This window comes from Burkholderia sp. BCC1999 (genome assembly GCF_905339975.1).
GTDB lineage: Bacteria > Pseudomonadota > Gammaproteobacteria > Burkholderiales > Burkholderiaceae > Burkholderia.
In genome coordinates this window covers 12892-25297 of record NZ_CAJPHP010000001.1, presented here as the reverse complement: position 1 = coordinate 25297, position 12406 = coordinate 12892, and the positions used below count along the sequence as shown (strand labels likewise).

General features: G+C 65.9%; 10 protein-coding genes. 6 read left to right on the top strand and 4 right to left on the bottom strand.

Going from position 1 to position 12406, the window contains the following annotated elements; all coding sequences use genetic code 11:
- Positions 1-30 precede the first annotated feature (30 nt).
- From U5809_RS00110 to U5809_RS00095, 4 genes are all read left to right on the top strand, one after another.
- Positions 31-1053: a porin gene (locus U5809_RS00110; RefSeq protein WP_322084958.1), complete on the top strand. Its 1023-nt coding sequence runs from the start codon at positions 31-33 to the stop codon at positions 1051-1053.
- 264 nt (positions 1054-1317) lie between these two features.
- Entirely contained in the window at positions 1318-2358 is a 1041-nt protein-coding gene (locus U5809_RS00105) for a porin (protein WP_322084957.1), read from the top strand.
- Positions 2359-2435: 77 nt separating this feature from the next.
- On the top strand, positions 2436-4244 hold the full coding sequence (locus U5809_RS00100) for a hypothetical protein (RefSeq protein ID WP_322084956.1): 1809 nt from the start codon (positions 2436-2438) through the stop codon (positions 4242-4244).
- Positions 4245-4352: 108 nt separating this feature from the next.
- The gene (locus U5809_RS00095; protein WP_322084955.1) at positions 4353-4679 is read left to right on the top strand and encodes a c-type cytochrome; all 327 of its coding nucleotides are present in this window, start codon (positions 4353-4355) and stop codon (positions 4677-4679) included.
- A gap of 144 nt (positions 4680-4823) precedes the next feature.
- Here the strand turns inward: U5809_RS00095 and U5809_RS00090 are convergent, their stop codons facing one another.
- The 4 genes from U5809_RS00090 to U5809_RS00075 all read right to left on the bottom strand — a co-directional run bounded on the left by U5809_RS00090 (position 4824) and on the right by U5809_RS00075 (position 9197).
- A complete protein-coding gene (locus tag U5809_RS00090; RefSeq protein ID WP_322084954.1) occupies positions 4824-5858 on the bottom strand; it encodes an alpha/beta hydrolase in 1035 nt (344 codons plus the stop codon).
- Positions 5859-5916: 58 nt separating this feature from the next.
- Positions 5917-6342 (bottom strand): organic hydroperoxide resistance protein, encoded by a 426-nt coding sequence (locus U5809_RS00085; RefSeq protein ID WP_124448805.1) that lies wholly within the window; start codon positions 6340-6342, stop codon positions 5917-5919.
- A gap of 225 nt (positions 6343-6567) precedes the next feature.
- On the bottom strand, positions 6568-7134 hold the full coding sequence (locus U5809_RS00080) for a TetR/AcrR family transcriptional regulator (protein WP_322084953.1): 567 nt from the start codon (positions 7132-7134) through the stop codon (positions 6568-6570).
- Positions 7135-7244: 110 nt separating this feature from the next.
- Positions 7245-9197 carry a HAMP domain-containing sensor histidine kinase gene (locus U5809_RS00075; RefSeq protein ID WP_322084952.1) on the bottom strand — a complete coding sequence of 651 codons (1953 nt, stop codon included), beginning with the start codon at positions 9195-9197 and terminating at the stop codon, positions 7245-7247.
- 533 nt (positions 9198-9730) lie between these two features.
- Here U5809_RS00075 and U5809_RS00070 point away from each other — a divergent pair.
- Entirely contained in the window at positions 9731-10369 is a 639-nt protein-coding gene (locus U5809_RS00070; protein WP_322084951.1) for a response regulator transcription factor, read from the top strand.
- Between the two features lie 317 nt (positions 10370-10686).
- Positions 10687-12396, top strand: coding sequence for an ATP-binding protein (locus U5809_RS00065; protein WP_322084950.1), 1710 nt, complete (start codon positions 10687-10689; stop codon positions 12394-12396).
- The last annotated feature ends 10 nt before the right edge of the window (positions 12397-12406 follow it).

The following is a 12406-nucleotide window of genomic DNA, read 5'->3' as shown; positions in this document are numbered from 1 at the left end:
CGGCTGCGCGCCGCCCCGGAGATCGCCATCATGAAGGTCCGATCGTTGTGCATCGCCGCGCTGTCCTGCGCGGCCGCCGGCCTGCTGGCCGGCCGCTCCTCCCACGCACAATCGTCCGCGACGCTGTACGGCCTGATCGGGCTCGACGTCGCCAGCTCGAAGCGCAGCGGCGGCCCGCCGGCCGCGATCGCGATGCAGAGCCCCGGGCTCACCGCGCCGTACTGGGGGCTGCGGGTAGCCGAGGATCTCGGTGACGGCTACCGCGCGCTCGCCGTGCTCGAAAGCTTCTTCCAGCCCGTCAACGGCGGTATTGGCCGCACGTCGGCCGACCCATACTGGGGGCGCAACGCGTACGCGGGCATCGAAGGCCCGTTCGGCACCGTGACGCTGGGCCGGCAGACCAACCTGCTCTATCTCGCCGAACAGGCCGTCAATCCGTTTCGCGCCTCGATCCTGTTCTCGCCGCTGGTGATGCAGACCTTCGTCGCGTCGTATGGCGGCACGACCGCCGGCGACACGGTCTGGAACAACGCGATCCAGTACACGAGCCCGACCGTCGGCGGGCTGACCGCGAGCGCCGTCTACGCGCCGGGCGGTCTGGCGGGTGCCAGCGGCGCGGCCAACGCGGGCCTGTCGCTGCGCTACGCGAGCGGTCCGCTCACGGCGGTCGCTACCGCACAACGAACCCGGATCGTCGCAGGTACGGCCGCGCCGACGCAGAGCGCGTACCTCGCCGGCTTCGCGTACGCATTTTCACGCGTCACGCTGTACGGCGCGATACAGGGCACGCGGACTTCCGCGACCGACACGGGTTCGCACACGTTCGAGGCCGGCATGTCGGTACCCGTCACATCGCGGCTGGCCGCACTCGCCGAATGGGCGTACACGCGCCGCACCGCATTACGGACGGCCGTGTCGCGCAACACCGGCGCGGCCGGGCTCGACTACACGCTGTCGCGGCGCACCGACGTCTATGCGCTCGCCGTGTACGACCGGCTCGGCGGCAGTGGCGTCGCGGCGACCTGGGCGCTCGGCATCCGGCACCTGTTCTGACGGGCGCCGCGCCGCGTATCCGGGTCTACCCGCTATAACCAAACCGCTGTTTTGTATAAAAAAGAAGTGCTTCGGATTCAACAACGTCCGTGCGTATAATTTTTATCAGTTCATGTATACACGTACGCGATTCATGAACCGGCACGGTCCGCGTCCCGCTCGCGTCATGCGAACCGGCCGTCGCCCGCGGGATCGCCTCGCACGATGCCTGTCCGGCGCAAGCCGCCGCGCCCCGGAAAACAACGACGACTATTTGGAGACCGAATGAAAAAGAAGCTGATCGCGTCCAGTGTCATGCTGCTCGCCTGCGCCGGTGCGCATGCGCAGTCACGCATCTGGCTGTCGGGTTACATGGACCTGAACATCGAGCACCTGATTTCGTCGGGCCCGGGCGGCAACATCACGCGGATGTCGAGCGGCGGTCTGAACAATTCGCGCTTCAACCTGAGCGGCGTCGAGGAACTCGGCGGCGGCAACAAGGCCGTCTTCACGATCGAGCCGATGTTTGCCGCGAACACGGGCGTCCAGTCGACGCAGTTCCGGCAGTCGTTCGTCGGCCTCAAGGGCAACTGGGGCGAGTTGACGATGGGCCGCCAGTTCACGCCGTCGTACTGGCTGGCCGGCTACGCGGACCCGACGTGGGCGGCCGACTTCAGCATGGTCAACGACATGCAGTTCTTCTACGCGACCTATCGCGTCGACAACGCGCTGCAGTACAAGACACCGAGCTTCCACGGCTTCACCGGGCGCGTGATGATCACGACCGGGCTCGGCGACGGCACGCGCGCCGGGCGCTTCTTCAGCACCGGCATCGAGTACCGCAACGGGCCGCTGTTCCTCGGTGCCGTCAGCGAGCTGCAGTACACGCGCGACATCTTCCGTTCGTCGCAGATCCACTCGTCGCGCGACAACTACTTCTCGGCCGTGTACCGCTTCGGCGGCTTCGAGCCGACCGTGATCTATCACACGTACAACGGCTATTACGCGTATCCGCCGTACGTCGCGTTCAACTCGCAGGGCTGGGACGCGCAGATCGGCGCGCGCTGGAACATCGACGGCATCAACCGCGTGTACCTGAGCGTCGTCCATCGCCACGACGACAACAACACGAGCATCTCGAGCGCGACCGGCGGCGTGATCGGCTACATCTACGGGCTGTCGAAGCGCACCGACCTGTATGTGACCGCCGCGCACGTGAAGAGCCAGCATCGCGTGCCCGTCGCGTATCCGGTCACGTTCCAGGTATATCCGGACGGCGGCCAGAACCCGTCCGGGTTCCAGATCGGGATCCGCCACGCGTTCTGATTTTCCGAATTCGCGCGCCGCCACCTGCCAGCCTGCCGGTCGCGACGCCACGACACAGTCATGACAAGGAGACATTCATGCTTCGATCACGCAACAGACGCACTCCGCAGGCCCGGATCGTCGGCCCGGCTGCCGCATCGATCCTGATCGCGGCGTCGGCACTGGCCAGCGCCGCGCAACCGGCGACGGAAGCCCCCGCCGCCGCGAGCGCAAGCGTTGCCGCATCCGGTACGCCCGGTACGCCAAACGTCGCCGACCCGTATCTCGCCGGCTGGCTGCGCCTCACGCCCGAGCGCCGGCCCGTGCCGCTGAAGCCCGGCGTCGACTACGGGATGGACCCGGCCACCGGTCAATTCGTATGGCCGAAAGCGGCACCCGAAGTCCACCAGGGGCAGCGCTTCCCCGGTGAGCTTTCGACGTGGGACAACAAAAGTTACGCGAAGAACGTGAAGGTGCTCGCGTTCTACCCGGGCGTCGATTCGCCCTTCCACGCATGGAACAACATCGTCGACTTCGACGGCAAGCGCTACCTGTACATCCACGATCGCGACTACCTGCGCATCATGGACGTGACCGATCCCGCGCACGGCAAGGTCGTGTTCTCGAAGGGCGGCGTATGGGGGCCGAAGGGCTCGAGCGAGCATTTCGATCCGAACAACGTGCACGACTACCTCGGCGGCGCGACGGTCGCGTGGAGCCGCAAGCTCGGCAAGCCGGTGCTCGTCGCATCGTTCGAGATCGGCCGCTACGGGCTGATGACCGAGAAGATCGACCAGCCCGACAAGGTCGCCGCGCAACGTCACTACAACTCGCTGAAAGGCTTCCGCGTGTACGAGATGGACGGCCCGCTGCCGAGCCAGTGGAAGCTGATCGCGACGCGCACGACCGACTACCGTCACCCCGACGCGCCGATCGGCCAGCAGCAGGGCTCCGGCTCGCTCGACGCGCCCGAGTACTACGGCGGCAAGTACATGATCGTGGCGGCCGCGCCGGACGACAGTTATGCGCTGACCGAGTATCCGAACTACCTGTACTCGCCGGGTTACCAGGTATGGGACATGTCGGATCCGGCGAACCCCGTGTTCGTGTCGCAGATCGCGGTGCCGGGCCAGATCCTCGGCGACGAGAAACACGAGCAGGCGTACCTGATGAATCCGCGCGCCGGCAACCGGACGTCGTGGATGGGGTCGCGCAACCCGATCTTTCTGCCGAAGCCGCTCGAGAACGGCGGCAAGATCGGCTTCGGCGCAATGGGCGGCCTCGGCTTCTATTCGTTCGACCTGAGCGACCCGGAGAAGCCGAAGATCCTCGGCAACGTAAACACACCGCCGAGCTTCGCGGGCACCGAATTCGACAACGCGGACGTGAGCCAGTACGCACGTACCGGCTACGTGCTCACGAACGGCTATCCGATGAACCGCGACTGCTACGAGCCGTACAAGGACATCTTCGTCGTCGACGCGCGCGACCCGTCGCACCTGAAGGTCGCGGCCAAGCTGCCGGTGCCGGAAGTACCGGCCGGCGCGCCGTTCACGAGCTTCTGCCAGCGCGGCGGCAACTTCGGGCCGAAGCGTGCGAACGCAATCGGCCAGCCCGGCACATGGCGTCAGGGCATCGTCCCGTATTCGTTCTACAACGCGGGCGTGCAGATCTACGACGTGAAGAACCCGGCGAAGCCGACGATTGCCGGCTACTTCGTGCCGGCGCTCGCGGACGAGAAGGAACTGCCGTCCTATACGCTTGGCAAGGGCGTGTTCGCGATCTACACCGAGTACGACCGCAACATCATCTGGGCCTTCACGGAGAACGGTGCGTATGCGCTGTCGACGCCGCTGCTCGGCGAACCTGTGCTCGGCAAGCCGGCGAAGCCATGGCCGCCGCGTTGAGTCGCGCCATGCAATTGCCGGGCTGATGACCGTCCGGCGCGCGTTGCATCGCATCGTATCGATCCCCGCCGGGCGACCGGCGGGTTCACGTTCAAGGACGCTTCCCCGATGATCTTCAAACCCATCGCCGCACCGCTGCTGTGCGCGCTCGCACTCGCAACGGCGGCAACGCCCGGCCGCGCCGCGACGTCGGCCAGCGAGCAGACCTGCCGCGCATGCCACACGCTCGATACGACGAAAGTCGGCCCGCCGTTCCGCGCGATCGCCGCACACTACCGCGACGATTCCGATGCGCTCGCGAAGCTCCGGAAAAGCATGCTCGAAGGCAGTACCGGCAAATGGGGCAGCGCAACGATGCCGCCCAACGCAATCTCGGCCGACGATGCGGCGCGGTTCGCGAAATGGATCATGTCGCTGAACCGGGACGGGAAGTAGCGGACGATCCGAAGCCGCCGGCGTACGGGCCGAAATGATCGATCCCGCCCGCCGGCTGCATGCGAAAAAGGCGGGCATGCGCCCGCCTCGTCATCGTTCGCACGCGCCCCGCTCCGCTTTCGGCGCGCGTGCGAGCCCGCCGCGTTACTTCAACCGCGTCGCGATTTCATTCGCCATCGCCTTCGTCGCGGCCTTCGTCGGCGCGTCGTCGGCCAGCACGTTCAGCAGGCCGAAATCGTGAATCGTGCCGTCGTAGCGCGTGGTCGTCGCGTCGACACCGGCCGCGTCGAGCTTGCGGCCGTATGCTTCGCCCTCGTCACGCAGCACGTCGAACTGCGCGACCTGGATCAGTGCGGGCGGCAGGCCCTTCAACTGCGCGATGCTCGCGCGCAGCGGCGACGCGTAGATCTCGTTGCGTTGCGCGTCGTCCTTCGTATAGGCGTCCCAGAACCACTTCATCATCGGCCGCGTCAGGAAGTGGCCCTGTTGGTACGCGTTGTACGAACCCGTGTTGAAGTTGTGGTCCGTGACCGGCCACATCAGGCCCTGGAAGCGAATCGCGGGGCCGCCCTTGTCCTTCGCCATCAGCGCCACGACGGCCGTCATGTTCCCGCCGACGCTGTTGCCGACCACCGCGAGGCGGCTGCCGTCGACACCGATCTCGGCGCCATGCGCGGCCACCCACTTCGTCGCCGCATAGGCCTGGTTGATTGCGACCGGGTAATGCGCTTCCGGCGACGGCGTGTAGTTCACGAACACCGCGACGGCGCCCGACTGCACGACGAGATCGCGCACGAGGCGCTCATGCGTCGGGAAGTCGCCTAGCACCCAGCCGCCACCGTGGATGAACACGAAGACCGGAAGCGTGCCCGTCGCGCCTTGCGGACGCACGATCGTGACCGGCACGGACAGGCCGTCCTGCTCGATCGTGCGGTTCGACACGTCGATGCCGGACAGATCGACCTTCGCGCCGTTCTGCGCGTCGACCAGCACCTGACGCGCCTTCGCGGGGCTCAGCGTTTCGAGGCCCGGGCCCTTCTGGCCGTTCAGCGCGGCAAGAAACGCGCTCGTCTTCGCATCGGGACGGACGGTGTCGGCGCCGGCCGCAAAGGCGGCGGGTGCGGTGGACAGCGCGGCTGCAACGGCGGCGGCGATCAGCAGCGGCTTGACGATCTTCATGATGGTGTTCCTTGGTGTGCGCAAGTGAATGGCGATGGATGATTCGTAGTGCGATGAATCAGGCAAGCGTGAGCGTGACGTCGATGTTGCCGCGCGTCGCATTCGAGTACGGGCACACGAGGTGCGCGCGGTCGATCAGCGTTTGCGCGACGTCGCGATCGAGGCCCGGCAGCGAGATCTTCAGCTCGACTTCGATGCCGAAGCCGTTCGGGATCGCACCGATGCCGACGCTGCCTTCGATGGAAGCGTCCGCGGGCATCGCGATCTTGTCGCGTGCCGCGACGAACTTCATCGCGCCGATGAAGCACGCGCTGTAGCCGGCGGCGAACAGTTGCTCAGGGTTCGCGCCTGCACCGCCTGCGCCGCCGAGTTCGCGCGGCGTGGTCAGCTTCAGGTCGAGACCGCTTTCGGGCACCGTCGCACGGCCGTCACGGCCGCCGGTGGCTTTTGCATGGGCGCGGTACAGCACTTTTTCGATCGACATGACAGACTCCTTTTCAGCAAATGAAAGAAACAACCTTCGAACCGGGGACCGCGTGCCGACAGCCTTGCTGACTGCATCACGTTCGTTTATCTACTCATAGATAGATAAACGCTCCCAAAAAATGCAGAGGGTCACCCCATCTGCGCCAATAATCTATCTATCAACAGATAGACAATAAACCACAATTAAAGGCGGCGAACCGCCTCTCTCTGCTTGCGCCGTCCGTCAGGACCGCGCTTTCCAGACGGCCTCGACATCCTCGAGACGTGCCCGTGTGTGAAACAGCCGGCTGGCCAGCACACTGCCCTGGAACGCCGCGTACAACGTACGCGCCGCCGTGTCGGGCTCGCCGCTGAACTGCAGCGTGCCTTCCTGCGCGCCCTGCGTCAGCAATTCCGCCAGCCAGCTCTCGTTGGCCTTGAAGAACGCCTGGACGGCCTGCCGCACGGTCTCCGGCAGCGTTTCGATATCGGAGGCCAGCATCCCGCACAGGCAGATCAGGTTGCCGTCGCCCAACGTGCGACCGAACATCTTCGTGTACAGGCTCAGTTTCACGTCGGCCGGCAACGCCGGATCGATCGCCCGCATGGCCGAAAGAACCTCGTCGCTATAAACCGCCACCGCTTCCAGCACGAGATCGTCCTTCGACGGGAAGTAGTAGTGGATGCTCGACGTCTTCACGCCCACCAGGTCGGACAGGTCTCGATAGCTGAAGCCGTTGTAACCGCGCAGCATCATCAGCGTGATCGCGTGGTCGAGAATCTGTTCGCGGACGGTCGGTTTCGTTTCCATGGATCGAACTTTATCTACTCATAGATAGACAGTCAAGAAGTTTTTTTGGGGGCATGATGAAGAGTCCCGGCGCCCGGCGAACGCACCGGCCGGCTCGTCGCTGCCGGACCTCAGCCCGGCACGAGATCGGCCAGCGTCTCGCGGGTCAAGCTTTCCGCCGCGTCGCCCGCCCCGGCCACGGGCAGGCTCAGCACCACCGTCGTGCCCTGCCAGGCGGCGCTGTCCACGCGAATCTCGCCGCGATGCCGATCGACGACCACCTTGGCAAACGCCATTCCGAGCCCGACGCCCTTCGTGTCGGGCTGCCCTGGCAGGCGAAAGCGCCGATAACGCTCGAACAGATGCGCCTGCTCGCTGGCGGCGATCCCGTAGCCGTAGTCGCGGATCACGCAGCGCACCGACGCGCGATCCGTGGTCAGCCCGACCGTACATTCGATGCGGGTATCGGGTGCACTGTATTCGACGGCGTTGCCGAGCAGGTTGGCCAGCGCGCGCGACAGCAGTGCCGGGTCGCCGCGCACGAGCGCTTCGTCGCAACGCGGCACGTCCTCGACGGTAATCCGCTTTTCCTGCGCGCGCGGCCAGATTTCGTCCCGTGCCTGATTCATCAGGTCAGCGACGTTGACGAGCTCCGACATGCACTCGCCCGCCTCCGCCCTCGAGACCTGCGCGAAACCGTCGGCCATCGCCAGCGTATGGCGCGCCAGCCTGCCGATTTCATGCAGGCGCTCGCGCAGCGTGCAGCCGGGCGAGCATTCGGCGGGCGCATTCACGAGCACGACGACCGACGTGAGCGGCGCGCGCATGTCATGCGAGAACAGCGTCAGCATGTCGCTGCGCTGCCGCTCGAGCACCGCACGGCGAACGTGGGCGCCGCGCAGCATGTCCAGTGCGTCGTTCACCCGCCCGATCTCCGGGCTCGCGCCCGGCACCCGGACGATCGGCGACACATCGCCCTGGCTAAGCGCCACGATGCGCCGGCTCAGCTCGGCGAGCGGCTTCGACAGCGTCCGCTGCGTGCCGCGCACGAGCAGGAACAGGATCAACGTGCACATCGCCGCTTGCGCGACGGACAGGGCCATCTTGACGCGGGCGGCATCGCGCAACTCGACGGTGCGCGTGCTCGTCATTTCGATCACGCGGTCGCGCAGTTGCTCCGACGATCCGAGATCGCGCATGATCCGCCGCGCGAAGTCCTCGGCGCTCATCGTATACGCGCCCGTCCGGCTCGCGCGGATCGTCGCCGCGACGAGCGGCATGAAGCTGCCGTCCAGCGTGTCGTTCAGCCGTGCGAAGTCGTTTGCGAGCGTCACGTCGGCGAGCAGCGGCGCGATCGCGCCGGCGATCAACGCGCGCAGTTGCACGATGCGTCCGCGCATCTGGATGATGCTCGCGAGCCGTTCTTCGCCGATCGGCTCGCGCTTGATCAGCGACGCGACGAACAGCGAGCCGAGCCGGCCGGTGTATTCGCGCAGGTCGCCAAGCAGATGCGCGAGCATCAACGAACCCGACGTCTCCGGATTGCGCATTGCCGTGCCGGCCATGACGCCGCTGGCCAGTGACGCGAGATCGTCGGCGACCGCGAACATCCGGTCTTGCGCAGACTGTACCTGCCACACCGCGCGCGCCGCCAGCGGCCGCGCCGCGAGCGCGTCGACTTCGCCGCGGGCGCCGTCCAGTTCGGCGCGGATCGACTCGAGCGCACGCAACGTGGTCCGCCGCTCGGGTGCCTCGAGGGGCACCGCCTGCGCGATGTCCGTTCGAAGCGCGTCGAGTGCCAGGTTCGAACGCATCCGCGCATCGCTGACGGCCTGCACCTCTGCCGCCGGGTCGCGTCGCTGCAACGCAAGCAGATTGTTGGCCGGCCAGCGTTCGGCCGAAATCAGGTTCGCCGCGACCATCACGCGCTCGACTCGCCCGAAATCGCGCAAATCGAGGCTGCCCTGGCGGTATTGCCGGTAGCTTTCCAGGACGATCGTTCCACACGCCACGATCGTCAGCATCACGACGAGTACAAAGCCGATGCCCATCCGCTGCTGGATCGAGAGGCCGTCGAAGCTCATGGCGCCCGTCCGCTTCGGCCACGGGACACAACCGGTGCGGCAACGCGCGCGGGACATGGAGACATCATGTTCGATTCCTGAATTACGTCATTGCCGTTGACAACACTCATCGTCCACATCGATTGACGCGCAATCGAAATCAATGGTCTCGCCATCGAATTACACACGGAAAATAAAAATATGCCGTTTCACCATTTTTATTTCATGTGAAATATTCGATTCGACTGCTCCTGTGCACCGACTCTCCACGGCCTTCCGCCACACGCTTTCTTCGCACTGCGATACATGCGGGTTTCAGTCGGCATTCAACGGCAGTCGTACGCCGACGATTCCTGTGCCGCACCTCCCGAATCACCTGCCATTACCCACTACCGCGATGGAGTCTCGGCCTTTTTCAATCGAATGTAAACGCGACGTTCGACGCAAGGAAAACACCGGATAAACAGGACCTTAGTATTACGACTTACGTCTTGTACAATCCAGTTCTTTCATATATCGGATAGGCGTCGGCTTTCCCACCGCCGATCGCGCTCATGAAAATACTGATCGTCGACGATCACGCGATCCTGCGTGACGGCGTCGAGATGCTGCTGCGTCAGGAAGACGCCGACACCGTCGTCGTTCAGGCGAGCAGCGCCGATGACGCGCTGCACCTGCTCGACCTGCACGTCGACCTCGACGCCGTCGTGCTCGACCTGAAGCTGCGGGGCATGGACGGGATCGACGCGCTCGTCGCATTCGCGAAGATGCGCCCGGCGCTTCCCGTCATCGTGCTGTCGGCGTCGGAAGATCCGGGCGCCGTGCGCACCGCGTTCACGCAAGGCGCGATGGGCTACGTGCCGAAATCGGCCAGCCCGCATACGCTGCTGTCTGCCATCCGGATCGCGCTCAGCGGCGAGCGTTACGTGCCACCGCTCGTACTCGACGAACACGGGACACCGCAGCCGGACAGTGCCGGGGCGACGACGATTTCGCGCGACGCGTTGCTGACGCCCCGCCAGATCGAGGTGCTGCGCTATCTTGCGGAGGGCGTGCCGAACAAGGTCATCGCCGACAAGCTCGGCCTGTCGGAAAAGACCGTCAAGGCGCACATCACCGCGATCTTCAAGGCGTTGAACGTGATCAACCGCACGCAGGCGGCAGTCGCCGGCAGGAAGGCCGGACTCATCTGACCTGACGCGCGAATTGCGTTGCCCGCGTGGATCGCCTAAATTTTTCTGCATCCTCGATGCAAACGGGGGGTGTTGATGACAACCCTGCCCCGATACGCGAACCGTGGCGCGTTCCTCAACTCGCCGACTCCCCGGTGCACCCGCGTGCGAGGCGCGCGATTGCCACTCGCTTCGCACGCAATGAACGACACCAGGCAGATATTCATGCGTATTCAAATGGCAACCGGCGGGCGCGGCACCGGCGCCGGCCGCCGGGCCGGGTCGCGATACCGCATGCGGGCCCCGGGTCCGGCGCGTGATGCCCGGGGAGCCCGTGCATGACGCGCACCGACGAACCACCCGAAGCCCTGCCACCGGTTGTGCCGGCAGCCCCCGACGTCCCGTTCGACCTGGCCGCCGACGTGATCGCGCGCTGGCAGCGTCTCGTCGATCTGATCGCGGAAATCGTCGGCGTGCCGGCCGCGCTGATCATGCGCAACGTCGGAAAAGACATCCGCGTGCTGGTGGCGAGCCGATCCGAAGGCAATCCGTTCTATCCGGGCGAATCGGCCGAGCTGCACGGATCGGGGCTCTATTGCGAAGCGGTGATCGAGAGCGGCCGCTCGCTGGTCGTGCCGAACGCGCGACGATCGGAACGCTGGCGAAACAATCCGGACCTGCGCGTGAACATGGTCTCGTATCTCGGCCTGCCGATCCGCTGGCCGGACACGACGACGCTCGGCACGATCTGCTTGCTCGACTGCAAGGAGAACGCCTATTCGGAGCGGTACATCCGGCTGGTCGAGGAGCTGCGCGACCAGATCGAGATGCAGTTGCAGCTCATCCATGCACAACGGACCGCCGAACACGCGCGCCAGCAGGCCGCTCAACTGGCCGAAAACTTCCGACAGCAGAAGGATCTCGCCGCGGAAGCCGTGCGTGTCAAATCGAGCTTTCTCGCGGCGGCGAGCCATGACCTGCGCCAGCCCGTCCACGCATTGAGCCTGTTCGTCGGCGCGTTGCGGCACGTGCCAATGCCCGACGATGGCGCGCTGCTCGTCGAACGCATCGACCAGTCCGTCAATGCGATGGACGGGCTGTTCACCGCGATCCTGGACATCTCGCGGCTCGATGCAGGGGTCGTGCCCGTGCATCGCAGGCCGTTCGCGATCGATTCAGTGCTGGAGCGGGTGTGCCGGGACGTGGCCGTCGACGCGCGCGCGAAGGGGCTGCACCTGTCGTACGTGCCCAGCACCGTGGTCGTCGACTCCGATCCGGTGCTGATCGAGCGGATCGCGCGCAACCTGCTGTCGAACGCGGTGCGCTACACCGACGCGGGACGGATCGTGGTGGGCTGCCGGCGCACGCATACGCATGTCCGCCTGCAAGTGATCGATACCGGGCGCGGCATTCCCGCCGATCAGCAAAGCCGTGTGTTCGACGACTACTACCAGTTGCCCCACCGCAACCGCGGCCACGAACAGGGCGTGGGCCTCGGCCTGGCGATCGTGCGGCGCCTCGCGGAGCTGCTCGAGTGCCCGCTGGCGCTGCGCTCGGCGCCCGGGCAGGGCTCGTGCTTCGAACTGCGCCTGGCGCGACTGGACGCGGTCGTGAAACCGCCCGCGGCCGCCGTCGACGAGTTCGCGTTCGACGAGGCCGCGGCGGCGGCGCACCTCGTCGTGGTGATCGACGACGAAGCGGCCATCCGCGCGGGCATGTCGATCCTGCTCACCCGCTGGGGATACCGCGTCGTCGTGGCGTCGTCGGTCGACGACGCGATCGCGCTTTTGGCGACGTGTGACGTACGCCCGACGTTGTTGATCTGCGATTTGCACCTGCGCGGCGACGAGAACGGGATCGGCGCGATCGCACGGATTCGCGAAGAATTCAACGCGGCCATTCCCGCGATGCTGATCACCGGCGACACCACCGCGCGCCGGCCCGGCCGGTCGCAGCACGGCGGCTTCATGCTGCTGCACAAGCCGGTGCCGAGCGACAAGCTGCGCTCGGCAATCGTGCGCTGCCTGGGTACGCCGAAGGGCAAATGAGACGAAGACC

Excerpts from the sequence above, each read along its gene's own strand:
- U5809_RS00110 (WP_322084958.1), top strand. The coding sequence starts at position 31 with ATGAAGGTCCGATCGTTGTGCATCGCCGCGCTGTCCTGCGCGGCCGCC.
- U5809_RS00105 (WP_322084957.1), top strand. The coding sequence starts at position 1,318 with ATGAAAAAGAAGCTGATCGCGTCCAGTGTCATGCTGCTCGCCTGCGCC.
- U5809_RS00100 (WP_322084956.1), top strand. The coding sequence starts at position 2,436 with ATGCTTCGATCACGCAACAGACGCACTCCGCAGGCCCGGATCGTCGGC.
- U5809_RS00095 (WP_322084955.1), top strand. The coding sequence starts at position 4,353 with ATGATCTTCAAACCCATCGCCGCACCGCTGCTGTGCGCGCTCGCACTC.
- U5809_RS00090 (WP_322084954.1), bottom strand. The coding sequence starts at position 5,858 with ATGAAGATCGTCAAGCCGCTGCTGATCGCCGCCGCCGTTGCAGCCGCG.
- U5809_RS00085 (WP_124448805.1), bottom strand. The coding sequence starts at position 6,342 with ATGTCGATCGAAAAAGTGCTGTACCGCGCCCATGCAAAAGCCACCGGC.
- U5809_RS00080 (WP_322084953.1), bottom strand. The coding sequence starts at position 7,134 with ATGGAAACGAAACCGACCGTCCGCGAACAGATTCTCGACCACGCGATC.
- U5809_RS00075 (WP_322084952.1), bottom strand. The coding sequence starts at position 9,197 with ATGAGCTTCGACGGCCTCTCGATCCAGCAGCGGATGGGCATCGGCTTT.
- U5809_RS00070 (WP_322084951.1), top strand. The coding sequence starts at position 9,731 with ATGAAAATACTGATCGTCGACGATCACGCGATCCTGCGTGACGGCGTC.
- U5809_RS00065 (WP_322084950.1), top strand. The coding sequence starts at position 10,687 with ATGACGCGCACCGACGAACCACCCGAAGCCCTGCCACCGGTTGTGCCG.